Source organism: Barnesiella viscericola DSM 18177, from assembly GCF_000512915.1.
Classification (GTDB): domain Bacteria; phylum Bacteroidota; class Bacteroidia; order Bacteroidales; family Barnesiellaceae; genus Barnesiella; species Barnesiella viscericola.
On record NZ_CP007034.1, the window covers coordinates 232,547 to 252,874 of the forward strand.

At 48.1% G+C, this 20,328-nt stretch carries 19 protein-coding genes and 1 tRNA gene; 7 read left to right on the forward strand and 13 right to left on the reverse strand.

The features are described from left to right. Window position 1: 1 nt before the first annotated feature. Complete coding sequence (locus tag BARVI_RS00955; protein WP_025277418.1) at window positions 2–1,384, reverse strand: bifunctional UDP-3-O-[3-hydroxymyristoyl] N-acetylglucosamine deacetylase/3-hydroxyacyl-ACP dehydratase; 1,383 nt, start codon at window positions 1,382–1,384, stop codon at window positions 2–4. Window positions 1,385–1,396: 12 nt separating this feature from the next. Then, on the reverse strand, window positions 1,397–2,443 hold the full coding sequence (gene lpxD, locus BARVI_RS00960; protein ID WP_025277419.1) for a UDP-3-O-(3-hydroxymyristoyl)glucosamine N-acyltransferase: 1,047 nt from the start codon (window positions 2,441–2,443) through the stop codon (window positions 1,397–1,399). 369 nt (window positions 2,444–2,812) lie between these two features. Between lpxD and spt the strand changes: the two genes are divergently transcribed. Then, entirely contained in the window at window positions 2,813–4,000 is a 1,188-nt protein-coding gene (spt, locus tag BARVI_RS00965; RefSeq protein WP_025277420.1) for a serine palmitoyltransferase, read from the forward strand. Between the two features lie 144 nt (window positions 4,001–4,144). Here the strand turns inward: spt and BARVI_RS00970 are convergent, their stop codons facing one another. The 4 genes from BARVI_RS00970 to rd all read right to left on the reverse strand — a co-directional run bounded on the left by BARVI_RS00970 (window position 4,145) and on the right by rd (window position 6,975). Continuing rightward, window positions 4,145–4,585, reverse strand: a complete 441-nt coding sequence (locus BARVI_RS00970; RefSeq protein ID WP_025277421.1) for a PepSY-like domain-containing protein — start codon at window positions 4,583–4,585, stop codon at window positions 4,145–4,147. Window positions 4,586–4,708: 123 nt separating this feature from the next. Further along, entirely contained in the window at window positions 4,709–5,980 is a 1,272-nt protein-coding gene (locus BARVI_RS00975; protein WP_025277422.1) for a sensor histidine kinase, read from the reverse strand. A gap of 14 nt (window positions 5,981–5,994) precedes the next feature. Continuing rightward, window positions 5,995–6,678: a response regulator transcription factor gene (locus BARVI_RS00980; RefSeq protein ID WP_025277423.1), complete on the reverse strand. Its 684-nt coding sequence runs from the start codon at window positions 6,676–6,678 to the stop codon at window positions 5,995–5,997. A 132-nt stretch (window positions 6,679–6,810) separates the two neighbouring features. Continuing rightward, a complete protein-coding gene (gene rd, locus BARVI_RS00985; protein ID WP_025277424.1) occupies window positions 6,811–6,975 on the reverse strand; it encodes a rubredoxin in 165 nt (54 codons plus the stop codon). A gap of 256 nt (window positions 6,976–7,231) precedes the next feature. On the opposite strand from rd, the gene nadC reads away from it, so the two are divergent. After that, on the forward strand, window positions 7,232–8,080 hold the full coding sequence (gene nadC / locus BARVI_RS00990; RefSeq protein WP_025277425.1) for a carboxylating nicotinate-nucleotide diphosphorylase: 849 nt from the start codon (window positions 7,232–7,234) through the stop codon (window positions 8,078–8,080). Between the two features lie 147 nt (window positions 8,081–8,227). Here nadC and BARVI_RS00995 read toward each other — a convergent pair whose 3' ends face one another. Together BARVI_RS00995 and BARVI_RS01000 are read right to left on the reverse strand one after the other, a co-directional pair. After that, entirely contained in the window at window positions 8,228–8,413 is a 186-nt protein-coding gene (locus tag BARVI_RS00995; protein WP_025277426.1) for a hypothetical protein, read from the reverse strand. A gap of 21 nt (window positions 8,414–8,434) precedes the next feature. Beyond that, complete coding sequence (locus BARVI_RS01000) at window positions 8,435–8,692, reverse strand: hypothetical protein (protein WP_157232441.1); 258 nt, start codon at window positions 8,690–8,692, stop codon at window positions 8,435–8,437. 423 nt (window positions 8,693–9,115) lie between these two features. Here BARVI_RS01000 and BARVI_RS01005 point away from each other — a divergent pair, with 423 nt between their 5' ends. Continuing rightward, window positions 9,116–10,483 (forward strand): MATE family efflux transporter, encoded by a 1,368-nt coding sequence (locus tag BARVI_RS01005; RefSeq protein ID WP_025277428.1) that lies wholly within the window; start codon window positions 9,116–9,118, stop codon window positions 10,481–10,483. Between the two features lie 12 nt (window positions 10,484–10,495). Continuing rightward, window positions 10,496–10,939: a methylglyoxal synthase gene (locus BARVI_RS01010; protein WP_025277429.1), complete on the forward strand. Its 444-nt coding sequence runs from the start codon at window positions 10,496–10,498 to the stop codon at window positions 10,937–10,939. Window positions 10,940–11,021: 82 nt separating this feature from the next. On the opposite strand, the gene BARVI_RS01015 is transcribed toward BARVI_RS01010, so the two are convergent. Together BARVI_RS01015 and bioB are read right to left on the reverse strand one after the other, a co-directional pair. After that, window positions 11,022–12,911 carry an ABC-F family ATP-binding cassette domain-containing protein gene (locus tag BARVI_RS01015; protein ID WP_025277430.1) on the reverse strand — a complete coding sequence of 630 codons (1,890 nt, stop codon included), beginning with the start codon at window positions 12,909–12,911 and terminating at the stop codon, window positions 11,022–11,024. Between the two features lie 764 nt (window positions 12,912–13,675). Beyond that, complete coding sequence (gene bioB, locus BARVI_RS01020; RefSeq protein WP_025277431.1) at window positions 13,676–14,635, reverse strand: biotin synthase BioB; 960 nt, start codon at window positions 14,633–14,635, stop codon at window positions 13,676–13,678. A gap of 319 nt (window positions 14,636–14,954) precedes the next feature. On the opposite strand from bioB, the gene BARVI_RS01025 reads away from it, so the two are divergent. Continuing rightward, window positions 14,955–15,028: transfer RNA gene (locus BARVI_RS01025), tRNA-Thr, on the forward strand. 56 nt (window positions 15,029–15,084) lie between these two features. Here BARVI_RS01025 and BARVI_RS01030 read toward each other — a convergent pair. Further along, window positions 15,085–15,534 (reverse strand): type I restriction enzyme HsdR N-terminal domain-containing protein, encoded by a 450-nt coding sequence (locus BARVI_RS01030; protein WP_025277432.1) that lies wholly within the window; start codon window positions 15,532–15,534, stop codon window positions 15,085–15,087. Window positions 15,535–15,597: 63 nt separating this feature from the next. On the opposite strand from BARVI_RS01030, the gene BARVI_RS01035 reads away from it, so the two are divergent. Further along, window positions 15,598–16,377 (forward strand): AMP nucleosidase, encoded by a 780-nt coding sequence (locus BARVI_RS01035; RefSeq protein ID WP_025277433.1) that lies wholly within the window; start codon window positions 15,598–15,600, stop codon window positions 16,375–16,377. A gap of 3 nt (window positions 16,378–16,380) precedes the next feature. Further along, a complete protein-coding gene (holA, locus tag BARVI_RS01040; protein WP_025277434.1) occupies window positions 16,381–17,421 on the forward strand; it encodes a DNA polymerase III subunit delta in 1,041 nt (346 codons plus the stop codon). On the opposite strand, the gene BARVI_RS01045 is transcribed toward holA, so the two are convergent. Together BARVI_RS01045 and BARVI_RS01050 are read right to left on the reverse strand one after the other, a co-directional pair. Further along, window positions 17,412–18,089, reverse strand: a complete 678-nt coding sequence (locus BARVI_RS01045) for a porin family protein (protein ID WP_025277435.1) — start codon at window positions 18,087–18,089, stop codon at window positions 17,412–17,414. The two genes, holA and BARVI_RS01045, sit on opposite strands and share 10 nt — an antisense overlap. Before the next feature lie 9 nt (window positions 18,090–18,098). Further along, the gene (locus tag BARVI_RS01050) at window positions 18,099–20,189 is read right to left on the reverse strand and encodes a lytic transglycosylase (RefSeq protein WP_025277436.1); all 2,091 of its coding nucleotides are present in this window, start codon (window positions 20,187–20,189) and stop codon (window positions 18,099–18,101) included. Window positions 20,190–20,328: the final 139 nt, after the last annotated feature.

A 20,328-nucleotide genomic window follows, 5' to 3' on the forward strand; every position in this document is an offset into this window, starting at 1 on the left:
TTTATTTGTTTTTAATAATCTGTGCCATAAACTCGGCTTCGGTCACGATACGCTCACCCACAAAAGCATAGCCTTTCATGTAGGCACAGCCCCGACGAACCTCCGATATGAGAGAGAGGTAGAAGATTACGGTATCGCCCGGTACGACTTTCTGACGGAATTTCACATTGTCAATCTTCATGAAATAGGTCGAGTAGCGCTCGGGATCCTCTACGGTATTCAGTACCAGCAGACCACCCGTTTGCGCCATGGCTTCAACCAGCAATACACCCGGCATGATGGGCTCGGCAGGGAAGTGTCCCTGGAAGAAGGGTTCGTTGCCCGAAACATTCTTTACTCCGACGATATGGCGTGTTCCCATCTCGATAATCTTGTCGACCAACAGGAAGGGATAACGATGAGGAAGCAACTGGCGAATGCGGTTGATGTCCATAATCGGTGCCTTGTTGGGATTGTAGACAGGGCACTGAATATCCTGGCGGCGCACCTCCTTGCGAATGAGGCGGGCAAACTGGTTGTTGATTTTGTGTCCTGGACGCGTGGCAATGATGCGACCTTTGATGGGTTTGCCTACCAATGCAATATCGCCCAGGATATCGAGCAGTTTGTGGCGGGCAGGTTCATTGTCGAATTCGAGCGGCTTGTTGTTGATGTAGCCCAGGTCGTCGACATGTTTGTGGGGAACACCCAGCAGATCGGCCAGACGGTCGAGCTCGGTTTGTGAAGTCTTTTGGTCATAGATGACGATGGCATTGTCGAGGTCGCCTCCTTTGATCAGGCCGTTTTTTACCAACGGTTCTACCTCTCTTACAAAGACAAAGGTGCGGGCGCTCGCAATCTCTTTTTTGAAGTCGTGCAAGTCGTCCAGGCTGGCAAACTGATTGCTCAGAATGGGCGAATCGAACGAAATGAGCGTGTTGATGCTGAACTCATCGTCGGGCAAAACAACAATTGACGAACCGGTAGCCTCGTCGTGCAACTCGATTTTCGATTTGATGAGATAATACTCCCGTTCAGCATTCTGTTCCACCAGTCCGCAACGCTCAATCTCTTCGGCATAGACGGCGGCACTGCCGTCGAGTATGGGTAATTCGGGCGCATTGACCTGAATCAGACAGTTGTCTATCTCGGCAGCATAGAGTGCGGCCATGGCATGTTCGATGGTGCTCACTTTGGCATCGCCTTCGGCAATGACTGTACCCCGACTGGTTTCCACTACGTTTTCGGCCAACGCGTCGATGATGGGTTGACCTTCGAGATCGATACGTTGTATCTTGTATCCATGATGTTCGGGAGCAGGGAGGAAGGTTGCCGTGATGTCCAATCCGGTGTGCAATCCTTTCCCGCTAACCGAGAAACTGCTTTTTAAGGTTTTCTGTTTCATCGATATATGGTTTTATTTGTTTTTCAGTTGTTCTTTCAGTGATTCCACTTCTTTCGCGAGTTCCTTTACCGTGCGGGTAAGGTCGGGCAGCCGTTTGATGTAAACGACCTGGCGGGCAAACTCCTTGGAGGGTACTGCCGGGTAGCCCATGATGATGGCGTCGTCGTCGACATGATTGGGGATTCCCGATTGGGCACCGACCTGAATTCGGTCGCCCAACTTGATGTGACCGGCTACACCCACCTGTCCGCCAATCATCGAGTGGCTGCCTACTTTGGCCGAACCTGCGATGCCGGCCTGAGCGGCAATGACGGTGTGTTCGCCCACCTCGACGTTGTGGGCTATCTGTATGAGATTGTCGAGTTTTACTCCCTTGTGGATAACCGTAGAGCCCATGGTGGCGCGGTCGATAGTGGTATTGGCTCCTATCTCGACATTGTCTTCGAGAACCACATTGCCTATCTGGGCTATCTTGGCATATTCGCCGTTGGCTTGCGGAGCGAATCCGAATCCGTCGCCACCGATTACGACACCGGCATGGAGCGTACAATTATTTCCAATGACACAACTGTGGTAGATTTTCACACCGGGATAGAGGGTCACGTTATCACCGAGTACCACATCGTTACCCACATACACCTGGGGATATATCTTTACATTCTTCCCGATTTTCACTCGTTCGCCAATATAGGCAAAAGCTCCCAGATAAATATCGTCGGGCAGGGTTACCGACTGGGCTACATAATGAGGCTCTTCAATACCTTTCTTGGCCGTGAGAGCTTCGTTTACCAGGTTGAGCAACAGGGCCAGGCAAGCATACGGGTCATCAACTTTGATGAGAGTTGCCTCGACAGGGTGTTCGGGTTCAAACTCTTTATGGACCAACACGATGCTGGCTTTTGTCTGATAAATGTAGTGTGTGTATTTAGGATTGGCCAGAAAGGTAAGGGTGCCGGGAGTCCCTTCTTCGATTTTAGACAGGTTGCTTACTTCGACCGAAGCATTACCTACCACCTCTCCATGCAGGAAATCGGCTATTTGTTGCGCTGAGAATTTCATGTTTGTTCTCTGTCATTAGGTTATACAATCGGCAAATTTCGCAATTTTTTTCAAATTCTTGGCCATTGCAGGTAGATTTTATTACAAAACAATTACGAATGCAATTCTTTGGGGAATATATGGTTTTGATTATTAGTTATATAATTCTTCTGTCGATTATATAGCCGATGGATTTGAACTCAGGCGGCCTTTTGTGAGAACAAGCATAAAGGTCTCATTTTTTTTGAGTAAATAGGTGATTTTTTAAGTGAAAGATGATTTTATTTCCGATAATTATGTTACCTTTGCACCCTGTATTTTTAAGGTGCTTATGAATAGAAGACCTTGATATGCAAATAGTTTATAACAAAATACATACAGCAATAAACTATGAAATTGATGCAAGAAAAGCTGGCGAAGTATGATGCTCCGCAGAAAGCCAAGGCTTTGGGTGTATATCCTTATTTCCGCAAAATTGAAAGCGATCAGGATACCGAAGTCTTAATCAATGGCAAAAAAGTTTTGATGTTCGGGTCGAACAGTTATTTAGGCCTTACCAATCACCCTAAAATCAAAGAAGCCGCTATTGCTGCCATTCGCAAGTATGGTACGGGTTGTGCCGGTTCTCGATTCCTGAATGGGACACTCGACATTCACGAAGAGTTGGAGCACCGATTGGCCAAGTTTGTAGGGAAAGAGGAGGCTATCATCTATTCGACCGGATTCCAAGTCAACCTGGGTGTCGTATCCTGTGTAACCGGGCGTGGTGACTATATCCTGTGGGACGAGCTCGACCATGCTTCGATTATCGAGGGTCGTCGTTTGTCCTTCTCTACACCTTTGAAATATCACCACAACGACATGCAGTCGCTCGAAGAGCAATTGCGCCACTGCGAGCCCGACAAGGTGAAACTGATTGTAACCGACGGTGTATTCTCGATGGAAGGCGATGTGGCCAATTTGCCCGAAATTGTACGGTTAGCCAAGAAGTATAATGCTGCCGTAATGGTCGACGAAGCTCACGGTATTGGTGTATTTGGCCGCGATGGTCGAGGTACGTGCGACCACTTTGGGGTTTCCGACGATGTAGACCTCATTATGGGTACATTCAGTAAATCGCTGGCTTCGCTGGGAGGATTTATCGCTACCGATAAGGTGACAGCCAACTATCTGCGACACAATTCCCGCTCATATATTTTCAGTGCAAGTATCACACCGGCCTCGACGGCTGCCGTGGGTGCCGCCTTGGATATCATGGAGAGCGAGCCCGAGCGTATCGCTCACTTGTGGGACGTAACCAACTACGCTCTTGAAGGATTCCGTCGTATCGGTTGTGAAATAGGTAATACCTGTACGCCCATTATCCCGCTGTTTATCCGCGATAACGAGAAGACCTTCCGGGTAACCCGCGACCTGTTCGACGAGGGTATCTTTGTCAATCCTGTGGTGGCTCCGGCCGTAGCTCCCAAAGACACGCTGATTCGTTTCTCGCTGATGGCTACACACACCTTCAAGCAGGTGGATATCGCTCTTGAAAAGATTGAGAAATGCTTCAAACGCTTGGAGATTATTAAATAGTATCATCTATAAATAGATTTGTTTTGCCGTTGGAGAGAATCCCTTCTCCAACGGCATTTTTTATGCTTGCAGAAGTCGGGATAAATAAATAGCCCGTTCCGGCACGAAGCGGGAACGGGCTCGTAACCCGGCAGGGTTGGAAAATCAGTCGTCGATGTCGATCAGGTTGAATTGCTTGTCAAAGGTCAACTCCAAGCCATTGGTAATCTTCACCTCGTAGTCGCGTTTGTCCCGGTCGATTTTCACGATTTGCGTGTCGGGATAGTTTTGCGATACATACTGAGCGATTTGAGCCGGAATCACAGCCGAGGGAACGGTCGAATATTTGCAGTCGATTTCTTTCCATTCGCCATCTTTCCAGAACTCTATTTTGGAGCTGTTGGTGAATACCACTTCATAACGCGTTTCCAGGAATTCCCGTTCGAGTTTGGCAAAAGCAACCTTCTCCTTGGAGAAGTGTGTCTTGATGAATTGTTGAGCCTTGGCCGGCAGCTGGGTTACCGTGATAGGCTTGTCGTTATCGGCGCAAGCGGTTGTAATACCAAAGATCATCAAGATAGCTGAGAGAATCATTAACTTTTTCATAACATTCAAAATTTTATTAGTCATACATTGTTTTAATTTGATGGTACAAAGATTGAGTACGATTTTGAAACGAATTTGAAATTTTGAGGAAAATCACGAAAAAAATCATTTTTTCCTCCTTTTTTATGGCCATGTAACGGAAAAACAATGTTTACCGTCGGTGTAGCGATATGCTATATCGCAATTATAGTAGTGGCATACGGCCTTGACCAAAGCCAGCCCCAATCCGGTAGAGCCCTCCTTTTTATTGCCTTGATAGAACCGGTCGAAGATATGCTCGGCATCGAGCGGAGCATCGCCGTCGTTGGCAATCGTCAGTGTGCGGCCATGTAATACAACGTCGATAGTCTGGTTGGGGTTCGTATGAACATAGGCATTTTTGAGCAGATTGGTGACCAGTGTAGAGGCCAGCGAGTCGTTCATCGATACGACAAAGTGGTCGGGGAGATCAATGTGGCAGGCAATGTGCCGCGACTCATATATTTCGTTATAGAGCGGAGCCTGTTCGCGAATGAGATCGGCTATGTCTACATCTTCACTCTCGGGGAACTGTCCGTTTTCGATTTTGGTCAAAAGCAGCAACGTTTTATTGAGCCGTACAATGTGGTTGAGCGACCGTTGCATTTTAAACAACTCCTCGACCTGCTTTTCATTCGGTTCGGTATTGTCGAGCAGCCATTCAATGCGATTGCCTAGGATAGCCAGCGGAGTCTGCAATTCGTGCGAAGCGTTACCAATGAATTGTTTTTGGCGTTCAAAAAGCTCTTCCGAACGATGGGCGGCCTCTTGTGCCGCTACGTTGAGACGGTGGAATTCGGTGATATTCGTATTGTCGGGGACCGGACTGTTGTGCTTACCCGGAGTATAGCTGTCGAGCCACTGCAACAAGGCATACAAGGGCTTCATGCTGTGGTGAAAAATCCAAGTCGTCAAGCCGATGAGTGTGAAGAGCAAAATCAAATAGAGCAGGATAATCCAGAACAGGATAGTCCTTACCAGATCATTTTTCTCAAACGTGGGCATGGCCACCTTCAACTCATAGTAGTTATCGTCGTTGTCACGGAAGATGGTCGATAGGATACGAGCCGGCTCGGTCTCCTCCTTCTCGGGAATATAAACCTCGGCATCGTAATATATAATGTGTGATTTCGATTCGGCATATTCCCTGTCGATGGGGGTAATCGAGTAGCTGTTGTTCGAGCCGCTGTTCAAGGGCGGCAACTCACGACCGGCCAGCATGCGAATGATAATCAATTCGGAGTAATCGGCCAGAGCATCGTCGGCCTCGTCGTTGATTTCGTCGACTGTCATAAAATAAAACAACGTGGCCCACAAAGCCATGAGCGGAATCAATACGGCCGAGAGACGAAGTGCTATGCGATAAATCAGTTTCATGCAGGAACGGGCAATTATTCGACAGGGGGAATCAGTTTATATCCGAAGCCGTAAATCGATTTGATTTCAATGTCAGCACCCGCATCGGTAAGTTTGCGACGCAGATTTTTCATTTGAGCATATACAAAATGGAAATTGTCGGCCTGGTCGGCGTGGTCGCCCCATACCGCTTCGGCCAGGACCGATTTGTCGACCAGGTGATTGGGGCGTTGCATGAAGTAGAGCAGAATATCAAACTCTTTTTTCAAGAGAGTCAGTTCTTGACCACCTACCAATACCCGTGAACTTTCGGGTTCAAGTTCCACATTTCCCAGGCGCAGAGCCATCTCACCGCCACTCTTTCCCCGACGCAGCACACTTTTGATACGAGCCAGCAATTCGGCCGTATGGAAGGGCTTGGGCAAGTAGTCGTCGGCCCCCATGTCGAGACCTCGAATTTTGTCGTCGAGCGAATCACGTGCCGAAATGATAATCACATTGTCGCGCTTGCGCTGTTGTTTGAGATGTTCGAGCAGATGCAACCCGTTTCCATCAGGCAGCATAATATCGAGCAGAATGCAATCATAGGTATATGCAGCCAACTTGGCATCGGCTTCGGCATAGGTGGTCGCTGTCTCAACCACGTAGTGCTCCTGTTCCAATGCCCGTTGCATAATCTCCCGCAGAGAGGGTTCGTCTTCGATAATCAATATTTTCATGTCTCAAATTTAGCCATTTGATTTTGTAGAGAATCTGAAATCGTTGTTTTTTTGTGCCAATACCATAAAAAAAGAATCCGCATCGCAGGAAGCGATGCAGATTCTCTATATATGAGCCGAGTGTGGTGAAGGTTACTCGCTCACCTCCTCGAATGCGTCTTTGCCAAGTCCGCAAACCGGGCATACCCAATCTTCCGGAAGATCTTCAAAGGGAGTGCCGGGTGCGATTCCACCGTCGGGATCACCTACTGCCGGGTCGTAAACCCATTCACAAGCTGTGCAAATGTACTTTTTCATACCGATAATTTTTTTGATAATACGTATTAATGTTTTACTATTCTAAAATTGATATGATTCCATATCGGTTGTAAAAATACACATTCCGACAATAGATTCCAAATTGTCAACGAGCTTTATGCCGCTCATTTTAATATTCTAACAAAGTATAGTAATTTTTGGTTATACGAGTTTCTGGTCGTGTAAGGCTCTATAAATTTGGTACTCCACCCAGTTTGTACTATTTTTGCAGGCAGAATAAAAAAACTGTTGGATTATGAAAACAAAAGAACAATTAATAGACGAGTTGATCGACTTGGCTTTTGCCGAAGATATAGGTGACGGCGACCACACAACCTTGTGTTGTATCCCCGCCACGGCCATGGGAAAATCGAAGCTGCTGATTAAGGAGCCGGGGGTACTGGCCGGTGTCGAGGTGGCCCGCAAGATTTTCCATCGCTTCGATCCCGAGTTGAAGATGACGGTCTATATCGAAGACGGTGCCGAGGTGAAACCTGGCGATGTACCCTTCGTGGTCGAGGGCCGTGTGCAATCGTTGTTGCAAACCGAGCGCCTCATGCTCAACGTGATGCAGCGCATGAGCGGTATTGCCACGATGACCCGTCGCTATGTGAAGCGGTTGGAGGGGCTGCACACCCGCGTGCTCGATACACGCAAGACGACACCGGGCATGCGTATGCTCGAAAAAGAGGCGGTTAAGATTGGCGGAGGTGTAAACCACCGCATCGGCCTGTTCGATATGATTCTGTTGAAAGACAACCACGTCGACTTTGCCGGTGGCATTGAGAATGCCATTACCCGTTGTCATGAGTATTTGAAGGCGAAAGGCAAGGACTTGAAAATCGAAATCGAGGTGCGCAATCTCGACGAACTGCGCGAAGTAATGCGCGTGGGAGGCGTGGACCGCATCATGCTCGACAACTTTACCCCCGAGCTTACTCGCGAGGCCGTGAAGATTGTCGGTGGAAAATATGAGACCGAATCGTCGGGTGGCATTACCTTCGACACGATTCGCGACTATGCCGAGTGTGGTGTCGACTTCATTTCGGTGGGTGCTCTCACTCACTCGGTGAAAGGACTCGACATGAGTTTTAAGGCTTGTTAATTGATATAACCCATAATAGAAGCGGAGCAGACCATAGAGGACTGTTCCGTTTTTTGTCATCTTACACCGATTCCTTCAAAATGCACCCGAGGCTGCACTCGGCAAGCGGGTACAGCCTCGGATTTTTATTTGTCTGTTTACAGGATTTTAGTTGTTGAGTATCACCCTGAATACCATATCCTCGGGTTGTTGCTGGGCAAAATCGTTGTATTGTACATAGAAAGCGATACTTCCCGGCATATAGTCGTAGGTATAAGTTTCGGTCCATAACATCTCTTTATCGTTTTCGTCGGTACCACCCCGGTGTATGGTGTAGGGCAGGGGAGTTATCACCTCATTCTCGGCTCCCGGAGATTACACCAGATAACCCAGCACATAACCGTTGAGATAGAGGTCGTCGGTAATATCCTCATTCTGGAATTCATACCAGTAGTAGGTATTGAGCCCGTCTTCCGTAGTGGCGAGTTTCCAGTCCTGTGATTTGACGGTATAGGTGTAATACTTCCAAAACATACCTTCGCCGGGGACTCCTTGCGGGCCTTGCGGTCCCATGGGCCCTTCGCAGGAGAAGAGTGCTAAACTTGCGATAACCAGCAATAAAAGTTTTTTCATCTGCCTTTCAATTATTTGTTCTTAAAAATAGGAGAACCCACACGAGAGGCCCGCCTGCCCGCACTTGGCTGGCCGAGCCGACCTGTCGGCTGGTTCTTTTTACAAATATAACAAGGAGTTGTAAAAAACAGTTCTGTTTTCGGATAATTTAATTTTTTTAATGAACCGATGCGGCTCGTCTTCGGCTGTCTGGACAAAGGATTCCCCGGGTGTTTGGAAAGAGGTTCCGATTTTTATTCACACGTGCGACAAATACACTTTTTATTAAAAATACCGATTTGTTATAAAATGCTTATGTCCTTACTACGAGAACCGAATAATTTGTACCTTTGTCGCGGAGAGACAAAGATAGAACGGGCCCGAAACCGGGCTTTGCTCGTCGAGTTCTGTTTTTGTTGAAATCATTGCGAAATACAAAGAGCTATGACAACAAATCGTACTTCCCCATTGATTCTCGGTTCCGAGCCTATCAGCAAATTGTTGGTGCAATATTCGGTGCCTGCCATCATTGCGATGACCGTCACATCGCTTTACAACATCATCGACAGTATCTTTATCGGGCACGGTGTGGGCGCACTGGCCATCGCGGGCTTGGCCATCACATTCCCGCTGATGAACCTGGTGATAGCCTTCTGTACATTGGTGGGTATCGGTGGAGCTACCATCAGTTCCATCTTTTTGGGGCAGGGCGATAAGGTCAGGGCCACCGAGGTAGTACACAACGTGCTGTTCATGTGTATTGTCAATGCCATCTGTTTCGGCGGTTTGACATTCTTGTTTCTCGATCCCATATTGCTTTTCTTCGGGGCCAGCCCCGACACCCTGCCATATGCTCGGGATTTCATGCAGGTCATTCTTTTGGGATCACCCATAGCTTATGTCTTTATCGGATTGAATAACGTGATGCGGGCTACCGGCTATCCGCGCAAGGCCATGCTCTCGTCGTTGCTTACGGTAGGTTGCAACATCATATTGGCTCCCATCTTTATCTTTTCGTTGGGGTGGGGTATTCGGGGTGCCGCCCTGGCTACGGTTGCTTCGCAGCTGGTCGCCATGGTGTGGGTGCTTATCCACTTTGCCAATAAGAACAGCTTCGTACACTTTGACCGCCGTTATGCCCGGCTGAAAGCTCGTGTGGTAGGCAAGATATTTTCGATAGGCATGTCGCCTTTCCTCATGAATATATGCGCCTGTGTCGTGGTAATCTTTATTAACAACGCGCTGCAACGCACCGGCGGCGACCTGGCTATCGGGGCCTATGGTATCGTAAACCGCACGCTCATGCTCTTTGTCATGATTGTGATGGGTATTACCCAGGGTATGCAGCCCATTGTAGGATATAATTTTGGTGCCAAACAGTATGAACGGGTGCGTAAGACGCTGCGCTATGCCATTACGGCCGGTGTATTGGTCATGACCGTGGGGTTCATATTGAGCGAAATCTTCCCGCACGCCATTGTGGCCCTCTTTACCACCAGCGAAGAGTTGGTCGGCCTGTCGGTTGTGGGGTTGCGTATTAGTTGTGCCATGTTCCCCTTTGTGGGTTGCCAAATCGTCATCTCCAACTTCTTCCAGTCAATAGGCCGGGCCCCGGTCTCGATATTCCTTTCGTTGTCGAGGCAGTTGCTGTTCCTGTTGCCGCTGTTGCTGATATTGCCCAATTACTGGTCTACGAATGGGGTGTGGTGGAGTATGCCTATCTCCGACTTTGTAGCCTTTGTGATAGCCGTGGTTGCCTTGATGATTCATCAGCGGTCTATCCATAAGAAATACTCTAATGTTCAATCCTAAAATAATAGAGTTATGAAAAAGAGATTAACCATTGCGCTGGTTGCGCACGATAACCGCAAAGCCGATATGGTAGAGTGGGTAAAACATAATGCCGAGTTGTTGTCGCATCATCACTTGGTATGTACGGGCACGACAGGCCGACTGGTCAAAGAGGCTTTCGAGGAGTTGCATATCCCGGCCGATGTGACTTGTATGAACTCGGGACCCTTGGGCGGTGATGCCGAGATTGCCGCATTGGTTGTGCGTCATCAAATCGATTTGGCCATATTCCTGATTGACGACCTGAATCCGCAACCGCATGAGGCCGATATTCAGATGTTGCTGCGTCAGTGCCGGGTACACAATGTGCCTATCGCCTGCAACCGATATAGTGCCGATTTGATGATTACCAGCACGCTGTGGGACGACGACAGCTATGTGTCCAGCGAGCCCAAGTATATCTATTTCAAACGATAAGGGCTATTGTTACTAAACAGGATTTTGTACATATATAAGATGAAGAGAGCGGTTTATATTTGCATAAACCGCTCTCCCTTTTTTATCCTTCTATTTCGCTCAATTCGAGCCAGCGGAGTGTTTTTTCGTCAAGCAAATCGTTCACCTCGGGCAGACGTTTTGATTTTTCGGTGAGCTCGGCTACATCGAGGGAGCCGCTGCACAGCAGGGTCTCGATGGTTTTCTTTTCCTCTTCGAGTGCGGCAATCTCGGTTTCGAGTTGCTCCATCTCCTTGCGCTCTTTGAAGGAGAGTCGACGTTTGCCATTCTCGGCGGGGTTCCTTTTCTCGGTAGAGGATTTCTTTATCTCTTGACGTGATTTCTCGGCCTGTTCGTTTCGCTCCTTCTGTTCCTGAGCCTCGCGCCATTCTCGGTAATCGGTGTAGTTGCCTGGGAAATCCTTGATTACACCGTTCCCACGGAATACCAGCAGGTGGTCGACCACCTTGTCCATGAAATAGCGGTCGTGCGAGATAACAATCACGCACCCCTTGAAATTACGCAGATAGTCTTCGAGCACATTGAGCGTTACGATGTCGAGGTCGTTGGTAGGTTCGTCGAGCACCAGGAAATTGGGGTTGCTGATGAGTACCGTACACAGGTAGAGCCGACGGCGCTCGCCTCCGCTCAACTTGTAAATATAGTTGTGCTGGGTCTCGGGGGTGAAAAGGAAATGCTGCAAGAACTGTGAGGCCGACAACTTGCGACCGTCGCCCAACGAAATCTCCTCGGCTATGTCGCGCACGGCATCGATAACTTTCATCTGGTCGTTAAACTGCATGCCCTCCTGGCTGTAATAACCGAACTTGACCGTCTCGCCAATGTCGAAATGACCACGGTCGGGCTTCACCTCGCCGATGAGCATCTTGATAAAAGTCGATTTTCCGGTACCGTTGTTCCCCACGATGCCCATCTTTTCATAGCGGGTGAAGGTGTAGTCGAAATTCTCGATAATCTTCAAATCGCCGAAACTCTTGGTGATGCCTTTGGCTTCGAAAATCTTTGAGCCGATATACGACGATTTCACTTCAAGCCGCACCTGTCCGGCGGCCTTTTCGCGGCGGGCCTTCTCCTGCAACTCGGCAAACGCGTCGATGCGATATTTGGCTTTGGTACCCCGCGCCTGCGGCTGTCGCCTGATCCACTCCAACTCGGTGCGCATGAGGTTGCGGGCCCGGTCTATTTCGGCATTGTGAATTTCGATACGTTCCTCGCGCTTTTCGAGGTAATAGCTGTAATTCCCTTTATAACTATATAAGGTGCGGTCGTCGATTTCGACAATCTGGTTGCACACCCGGTCGAGAAAATAGCGGTCGTGCGTCACCATGAGCAGCGTGATGTTGGAACGTCGCAGAAACTCTTCGAGCCACTCGGTCATGTCAATATCGAGGTGGTTGGTAGGCTCGTCGAGAATCAATAAATCGGGCTCGGTAATCAGCACGTTGGCCAGGGCCAACCGCTTCAATTGGCCGCCCGAGAGTTCCTTGACCGGCTGGTCGAAATTGTTGATTTTAAGTTGCGAAAGAATTTGCTTGGCCCGTTGTTCATAATCCCAGGCCTTGGCATGCTCCATGCGGTCAAGTAAATCTTGCAGCCGGTCGGGGTCATTGGCCCGAAGGGCTTGCTCATACTCGGCAATGAGACGAACCGTATCGTTGTCGGACTGGAAACACGCCTCGATAACCGAAAGCTCGGGCGGGTAGGAGGGCGATTGTTCCAGATAGCCCACCCGCAACCCGTTGCGATAGGTAATTCGTCCGCTGTCGTAATCCTCCTTATCGGCCAGGATATTGAGCAGAGTCGTTTTCCCGGCTCCGTTTTTGGCAATAAGTCCCACACGGTCGCCTTCGCCTATTCCCAAGGAAATGTTTTCAAACAAGATGCGGTCACCAAACGATTTGGTAAGATTCTCTATCTGTAAATAACTAACCATAGTCTCGTGTTAACTAGCCATCAAATTTACGACAAAAGTACCGATTGGGCAAATCACGAGTTTGCGAAGAGATGGATAGTCGAGTACGGAATGTGGAATATCAAAATAGAGATGTTTATCTGCCGAGGAAACAATCAAATCAAGGAAAAAATCTCTTCCGTGTAAAAAATAATCCTCAAAAACGTTTGCGATTAAGAATAAAGTCCTATATTTGCAAAGTTTGATTGAACTCGATGATGTAACAATCACGAGTTTCACCAATCTTGTTATCCTATCTATCTACCTGAAACACAAAAAACACACAACGCCGACATTATCCGTTATTGCAAGACCGTTAAGCATTTGGTCGGGAATGCAGAGTCTTGCGGGAGAAACAGCTCCTCCGTTCTCCTCCTTCTCTATCTTACATTTTCCTCAGAAGCAGATTCTACTGTTTCTTTTTCGAGTGAACCGGATTGGCTTTGAAGCTATTTGTCTACCTTTTTGCATATCACGAAGTCTCGAAACAAATTTCTACTGTTCGGGGAAATTAATTACATAAACACATTTCATCTCAAATGGATTGGAGATATAAACTATTTTCACGTTAATTATAATCAGCCCCCGGGGAGTTAACAACCATTAGCCAACTGAACAGTAGGGAAATATCCCGAGAAATTGCATTTGAATAAACGGCAAAAGGCTGTTGCCTATCGCGAGGCAACAGCCTTTTCTATGCGGGTCGGGTAGTGGGTATCCCGGTTGTAATGCCCGCTCACAAAAGGTTACAGCGGGTTGTAACCGGCCTCGGCAATCAAATCCTTGTCGTCGTTTACCCCGGATCCCAGCGTGGTGAGCATGTCGCCCATGAGCAATCCGTTCAGTCCGGCCAGCAAAGCCTGTTTCTGTGTCGCGCGCGAGAGTCGTGCCCGACCTCCGGCAAAGCGGATAAAGGCATGAGGCAACACCAGACGGAAGATGGCAATCGTCACCAATATATCTTCGTCGCCGATAGGGGCAGTGTGCTCCAACGGTGTGCCCGGAATCGGGCTTAATATATTCACGGGTACGGAACAAACGCCCAGTTCTCGCAACTCAAAAGCCAACTCGACGCGTTGCTGCATCGTCTCACCCATACCGATAATGCCACCGGAGCAGATTTCCAGCCCTACCTCTTGGGCCATACGGATCGTCTCCTTCTTTTGTTCCGAAGTGTGAGTTGTACATAACTCCGGGAAGTAGGACGACGCCGTTTCGAGATTGCAGTGATAGCGTTTCACTCCCGCCTCTTTCAACTTTTGCAGTTCCTCCCGTTTGAGCAATCCCATCGAGGCACATAATTTCAGATGCGTCTCCCGCCCCATATGGCGGTACAGGTTGCAGAAATAGTCCAGATCGTCGCCCCGTACGCTGCGACCGCTGGTTACGAGCGATAGTCGTTTGATTCCCTGCGACTCATGAAGCCTGGCCATCGCCATTGCCTCCTCCTCGGGAATAGCATCGTATGTTTCAATGTGTGTATTGTAGTGGGCCGATTGGGCACACCACTTGCAATTCTCGGGACAATGTCCCGAACGGGCGTTGATGATGGAGCAGCTGTCGAGGGTACGGTCGCAGAATTTGCGGCGAATCTCATCGGCCGCGGCATATAACTCCGGGCGGTTGGCATGCAAAGCCAAGTCGATTGCCTCGTCGGGGGTAATCTCACCGCCGTTCAATATACGGTTTTTGATTTCTTGCAGCATAGTTTTTCGTTTTAGGTCAAACACCTGTCGTGTCTTGCAGATGCAAAAGTAGATTTTTTAGCGAACAATCGGGGAATAAAAACCGATAAAATTGGACAGGGAGAAAATGTTTTGCCTCTCTGTTTTATAAATATTTCGTACTTAGGAAGATAAGAAAAATTGATATTTTTTTTGCACAAAGTTATTGCTATCTACAAAAAAATATCTACTTTTGTGCCCGGGTAAGTCCTATACGGCCAGCTCCTTGTGAATCCCCCAGGGCTTGACCGCAGCAAGGGTAGCCGGTTGTAGCGGCGCGATGTAGATAGCTTACCCACCTGCCTCTTTAGCTCAGTTGGCCAGAGCACGTGATTTGTAATCTCGGGGTCGTTGGTTCGAATCCGACAAGAGGCTCAAAAAAAGGCGACACTTTCGTGTGTCGCCTTTTTTATTCTTACCTTTATCCACCTTCACAAATCGGAATAAGCGGGAATGTCGGGCAAAAAAGTATAGCTGTTGGTCGCGTAGTCGATGCGACAGCAGTAATGGGAGAGCCCGTTGGAGACAAACAGGTAGTCGACTTGCAATACCCGGTTGTAACGCACAATCTGATCGAAGGTCTTTTGCGTAATCTCTATGTGTGGAGCCTTGTATTCGGCGATACACAGCGGGTTCCCGTTGCGGTCGTAGACCACCGTATCGCATCGACGGTTGCATTTGTTGAGCGTAAGCGATATTTCATTTCCCATCAATCCCCGGGGGAATCCCTTTTGATTCACGAGATAGGCCACGAAATGTTGCCGCACCCACTCTTCGGGCGTAAGCGTCACGTAACGTCGTCGCAAGTCGTCGAAGATAAGGAGTTTATCTTTTCCCTGTTTCAACTTGTAGGGATAAGAGGGTAGATTCAGTTCAATCATCTTGGAAATGAAAATTTGCGCTTTCTAATTATTTCTGTAAATTTACTCCAAAATTACCTATTTATGAAAACAAAGCAAGAGATTGTCGAAAATTGGTTACCCCGATACACCCAACGGCCGGTCGAGGAGTTTACGAAGCATATCCTGCTGACCAATTTTACCAAATATGTCGAGATATTTGCCTCTCATTTTCACGTCCCCATCGTGGGTGAGGACAGCAATATGCCCAGCGCTTCGGCCGAAGGTATTACAATCATCAACTTTGGTATGGGCAGTGCCAATGCCGCCACCATCATGGACTTGCTGAGTGCCGTAAAACCCGAAGCCGTTCTGTTTTTGGGAAAATGCGGCGGCATCAAGAAGGTAAACAAGTTGGGCGACTACATATTGCCTATCGCGGCAATTCGCGGCGAGGGTACCTCGAACGACTATTTCCCGCCCGAAGTGCCGGCGCTGCCGGCCTTCATGTTGCAGCGAGCCGTCTCCACGGCCGTGAGGAATCATCATCGCGACTACTGGACCGGGACCGTCTACACGACCAATCGTCGGGTATGGGAGTTCGACGACAATTTCAAGGAGTATTTGCGCCGCATTCGTTGCATGGCGGTCGATATGGAGACGGCCACCCTCTTCTCGGTGGGCTTTGCCAACCAGATTCCGGTAGGAGCCCTGCTGCTGATTTCGGACCAGCCCATGATTTCGAGCGGTGTCAAGACGGCCGAGAGCGACAAGAAAATCACCCGCGACTTTGTCGACGAACATGTACTCATCGGGGTAGAGGCGTTGAAACTGATTATTGATAAACGAACGACGGTGAAGCATCTGCGATTTGACGAGGATTAAACCATGGCCAAGAAAGAGACCAACCAGCATATTGCCATCTTGCAGGATATTCGCAACCGAATATTCAAACCTGTTTATCTGCTCATGGGCGATGAATCGTACTATATCGACCTGATATGCGATGCCATTATCGAAAATGCCTTGAACGAAAACGAGCGGGATTTCAATCAGACCATTCTCTATGGGGCCGATGTCGACGATTTTGCCATCGTAGTCAATGCCGCCAAGCGATTTCCCATGATGGCCGAGCATCAGCTAATTGTAGTCAAGGAGGCTCAAAATATCCGGGGCATAGATAACTTGTCCTACTACCTGCAAAAGCCGTTGATGAGCACAATCCTGGTAATCTGCTACAAAAACGGTACGCTGAAAAACAAAAAGATACTGGCTGGTATCGAGAAGATTGGGTTGGTGTATGAATCGAAAAAACTGTACGAGAGCCAGTTACCCGCATTCATCAATACCTATGTTGTTGCCAAGAAACTGGCCATAGACCCGAAAGCGGTATCGATGTTAGCCGACTTTGTGGGGAATGATTTAAGTCGTCTAAGCGGAGAACTTGACAAACTGGCCATATCGCTGCCCGAAGGGAGCATGCGCATCACCCCCGAGTCGGTAGAGCGCAATGTAGGTATCAGCAAAGACTTCAACAACTATGAACTGCTCAACGCCATCGTTACAAGAAACATATCGAAGGCAGCCCAAATCGTACAATATTTCGAGCAGAACCCCAAGAATAATCCGCTGGTGGTGACCATCAGTGTCCTGTTCAATTTCTTTTCCAATCTGTTGTTGTGTTTCTTTGCCACCGACCGGTCGGAGAACGGCCTGGCCAAGGAGCTGAATCTGCGCTCGGTCTATCAGGCCCGCGATTACACGACGGCCATGCGCAATTACAACGCGTTCAAGTGCATCGATATTATCGACTTGATTCGCCGATATGATGCCCGATCGAAAGGAATAGGCTCGGGGGCTTCGAGCAACGACGGCGATCTGTTGAAAGAGTTGGTATTCAAGATTCTTTACAGCCCGTATCAGAAGTGATACAAGTACCCCAGCGAGATGGTGATGATTTGGTTGTGCGAAGCTGAAAACACATCTTTCTTGCGGTTCTTGAAGATGTCGCCCAGACCATAATAATATCGCCCTTCCAGGACAATACCGTGTGATTTCCTGATGCGGAACTCTATTCCGGCTCCGGCCATGATGCCGTAGTCGATTTTATGGGCAATGTCCATCGTATATATCTCTTTTACCTTGCTCTTTTGGCTAAACTCGGGCAGATTATTGATGTCGAAACTGCTCTTGTAGCTATCGCCGAGCAGAAACCCGATTTGCGGACCGGCGTTGATAAATCCCCGCACAACCCGATTGCCGAAAAAGAAATGGGTGAGAAAGGGGACTGTCACATAATTGAGCGTATGTGAATAGGTGTAGGGGTCGGTGTCGAACGTCTCGTTCCAACCGGCCTGAGTAAAGTTGACCTCGGCAATGAGGCCGAAATATTTCTCTTCGATATAGCGCACCGAAACCCCGCCCGTGTATCCCAACAGCAGAGCCTGTGTAACGGTAGGAGTAAATGATACTCTTGACAAAGTCGTACCGCCCTTTACCCCCACGGTAAACTCGGGTTCATAATCACTGCGTTGTGCCCAGCCCGTTTGCAGAGTTACGACAGCCGACAGTAATAAGATATATCGCAATAGTTTCATCGATCGGATTTATTCTCTAATTTTCTTGATGGTGAAATCGGGAGCAAAATTAACGAAATAGAACGACTTGTTGATGAATCCGCTCCAGTTGTTTATACGCTGGAAAGCAAAATCGGTTTGAATGCGGTCGCTCGAATTTTCCAATTTCTGCACGGCAAAGTTCTTCCCGTAAGCCCGTATGGCCGAGAGGAAATAGATGCCGGTGTCGAATCCCAAAAGCGCATATTGGGGACTGGCGTTGATCATATCCTTATTATACCAATATAAGAAACGTTTGTGGAACGACTTGGCGTTTTCATCAAAAGGATTGGCGTAGAAGCGAGAGTACAGATAGGTGTTTAATTTATAGAACTCGTTCAAGTACTCGGGCACCTGTGTCAACCACTCGGGATAACCGAAGAGGGCAATATCGAGATCTTCCCGTTGTGCCTTCAATGCTTCAAGCGGTGCAATGATGATTGACAATATTTTTTTTCGAGCTGATGTAGGTACAAATACGACCCCACTTTGTCCGGCCCAAATCGAGTCCTGATTCTGCAAATTCAGTTCGTTGCCGAATTTTATTTCGCTATATGCGATGTGAGCCCGCGAGAGTTCCTCTTTCAGCCCGTTGACAAAATCTTTCTTGTCACTCTCTTCTGATGTATGGGTCAAGAATACCACCTTGCGGTTCCCCAAATAGCGAATAAACCGGTCGGCCGCCTCGGCATACAGATAGGAGTGGGGGATATTGGTCTGGAAAATTTTGGCATTGTGCGAAACCTCTTCGTTTTTGAGCGAGAAGGTGTTGATTACGTTAATGTCGTTGGCCAGACCGAAATCGGCTATTAACTTGATTTGGTTATCGTCGTCAGGGGCAATAATCATATCCATCTCCTTCAATTGCGGATCGGTCAGAATATTACGTACCGTTGCGTCCGATGCCTCCGAATCATAGGCATACACGTTAATCGATGCACCTTGCCGTTTCAAGCTGTCGACCGCCATCAAGAAGCCTTGATAATACTCGGTATAAAGACTGGCTTTGGTATCGGGGTGCGCCTGTTTCAGCATGAAGGGCAGGATAACCGCTACGTTGATTACCCCCTTCTTGTCGCTTTTGTACAGCTTGTTGTAGATGTTGTTGATTTCGGCACTGGTGATGGGGTTCTCGGCCGTTACCGTATTGTATTCGATTCCAGCCGGAATGTAGATAATATCGTCCTGTTTGATTTTCTTGATATTGGGATTGCATTTCTTTATCTCCTCAACCGTCGTACCGAATTTCTTCGAGATGCTATACAGGGTCTCCTTCTTGCGCACCTTATATTCGGTATACAACTGTTGGGGCGCTATGGTCACATTCATCTCTTTGGTATTGGGAGTGAGACGTATGACCGAACCCCTCTTCAAATTGTTGGGCGAAATGCCCGGATTGAGTTTGAGAATCGTCTCAATATCAATGTCATATTTTTGAGAGATGGAAAAAAGAGTCTCTCCCGCATTGATTGTGTGATAGACATATTCTCCCGAATTTCCATCGGTTGCAACCGAGGGCGCCTCCTGATTCACCTTATCGGTAACCGGGGGGGATACGGGTTTGGATTGAGCCGTAGTCGTTTTAGTAGTCGTGGTGGTAGTGGTGGCTTTGGCCTGTGTCTGTTTAGCCTTCTTTTGGCGATAATGCTGGGGAATTTTCAACGTAGCACCGGCCTTGATACCATGCTCCGAGCCTGGGTTCAGGTCTATGATACTCTGAATGGTAACTTTATACATCTTCGAGATGGAGTACAGCGACTCTCCCCGTACGATGGTATGCTCGAAGGTACTCTCGATTTCCGAGCCCGAAGCCTCTCCTTCGAGGGTCTTTTTTGTCGGAATCATGAGCAACTGCCCTCGTTTCAATCCATTCTTGGCTGCCGGATTGAACCGAATAATCTCCTCTTGTGAAATGCCGAATTTATGGGTGAGCGAATAAAATCCTTCCGAAGGCTTTACCTTGTAGATATAGAACTCTTTTCCATCGATTACTTTGGTTTGCAAGCCTTCGGTTTGAGCCGGAAGCATAAACAGCACGGCGAAACAGAATAGTAAGACTACCGTTATTCGTGTATATTTCATATTAGGTTGTTTGCGTTTTTTCGTGTTTGATGGTAATATACAAGTTACAAAAGTATATAAAAATATTATCAGTTGCAAGATGTAAGCCGATTATGGCTTGGCAGGAGAGTGCGACTCCGGTTTTTCACAGATGGGTCAA

What these genes read in the sequence shown, in the direction of transcription:
- BARVI_RS00955 (WP_025277418.1), bottom strand. Translation starts at nt 1,384, where the DNA reads ATGAAACAGAAAACCTTAAAAAGCAGTTTCTCGGTTAGCGGGAAAGGA.
- lpxD (WP_025277419.1), bottom strand. Translation starts at nt 2,443, where the DNA reads ATGAAATTCTCAGCGCAACAAATAGCCGATTTCCTGCATGGAGAGGTG.
- spt (WP_025277420.1), top strand. Translation starts at nt 2,813, where the DNA reads ATGAAATTGATGCAAGAAAAGCTGGCGAAGTATGATGCTCCGCAGAAA.
- BARVI_RS00970 (WP_025277421.1), bottom strand. Translation starts at nt 4,585, where the DNA reads ATGAAAAAGTTAATGATTCTCTCAGCTATCTTGATGATCTTTGGTATT.
- BARVI_RS00975 (WP_025277422.1), bottom strand. Translation starts at nt 5,980, where the DNA reads ATGAAACTGATTTATCGCATAGCACTTCGTCTCTCGGCCGTATTGATT.
- BARVI_RS00980 (WP_025277423.1), bottom strand. Translation starts at nt 6,678, where the DNA reads ATGAAAATATTGATTATCGAAGACGAACCCTCTCTGCGGGAGATTATG.
- rd (WP_025277424.1), bottom strand. Translation starts at nt 6,975, where the DNA reads ATGAAAAAGTACATTTGCACAGCTTGTGAATGGGTTTACGACCCGGCA.
- nadC (WP_025277425.1), top strand. Translation starts at nt 7,232, where the DNA reads ATGAAAACAAAAGAACAATTAATAGACGAGTTGATCGACTTGGCTTTT.
- BARVI_RS01000 (WP_157232441.1), bottom strand. Translation starts at nt 8,692, where the DNA reads ATGAAAAAACTTTTATTGCTGGTTATCGCAAGTTTAGCACTCTTCTCC.
- BARVI_RS01005 (WP_025277428.1), top strand. Translation starts at nt 9,116, where the DNA reads ATGACAACAAATCGTACTTCCCCATTGATTCTCGGTTCCGAGCCTATC.
- BARVI_RS01010 (WP_025277429.1), top strand. Translation starts at nt 10,496, where the DNA reads ATGAAAAAGAGATTAACCATTGCGCTGGTTGCGCACGATAACCGCAAA.
- BARVI_RS01015 (WP_025277430.1), bottom strand. Translation starts at nt 12,911, where the DNA reads ATGGTTAGTTATTTACAGATAGAGAATCTTACCAAATCGTTTGGTGAC.
- bioB (WP_025277431.1), bottom strand. Translation starts at nt 14,635, where the DNA reads ATGCTGCAAGAAATCAAAAACCGTATATTGAACGGCGGTGAGATTACC.
- BARVI_RS01030 (WP_025277432.1), bottom strand. Translation starts at nt 15,534, where the DNA reads ATGATTGAACTGAATCTACCCTCTTATCCCTACAAGTTGAAACAGGGA.
- BARVI_RS01035 (WP_025277433.1), top strand. Translation starts at nt 15,598, where the DNA reads ATGAAAACAAAGCAAGAGATTGTCGAAAATTGGTTACCCCGATACACC.
- holA (WP_025277434.1), top strand. Translation starts at nt 16,381, where the DNA reads ATGGCCAAGAAAGAGACCAACCAGCATATTGCCATCTTGCAGGATATT.
- BARVI_RS01045 (WP_025277435.1), bottom strand. Translation starts at nt 18,089, where the DNA reads ATGAAACTATTGCGATATATCTTATTACTGTCGGCTGTCGTAACTCTG.
- BARVI_RS01050 (WP_025277436.1), bottom strand. Translation starts at nt 20,189, where the DNA reads ATGAAATATACACGAATAACGGTAGTCTTACTATTCTGTTTCGCCGTG.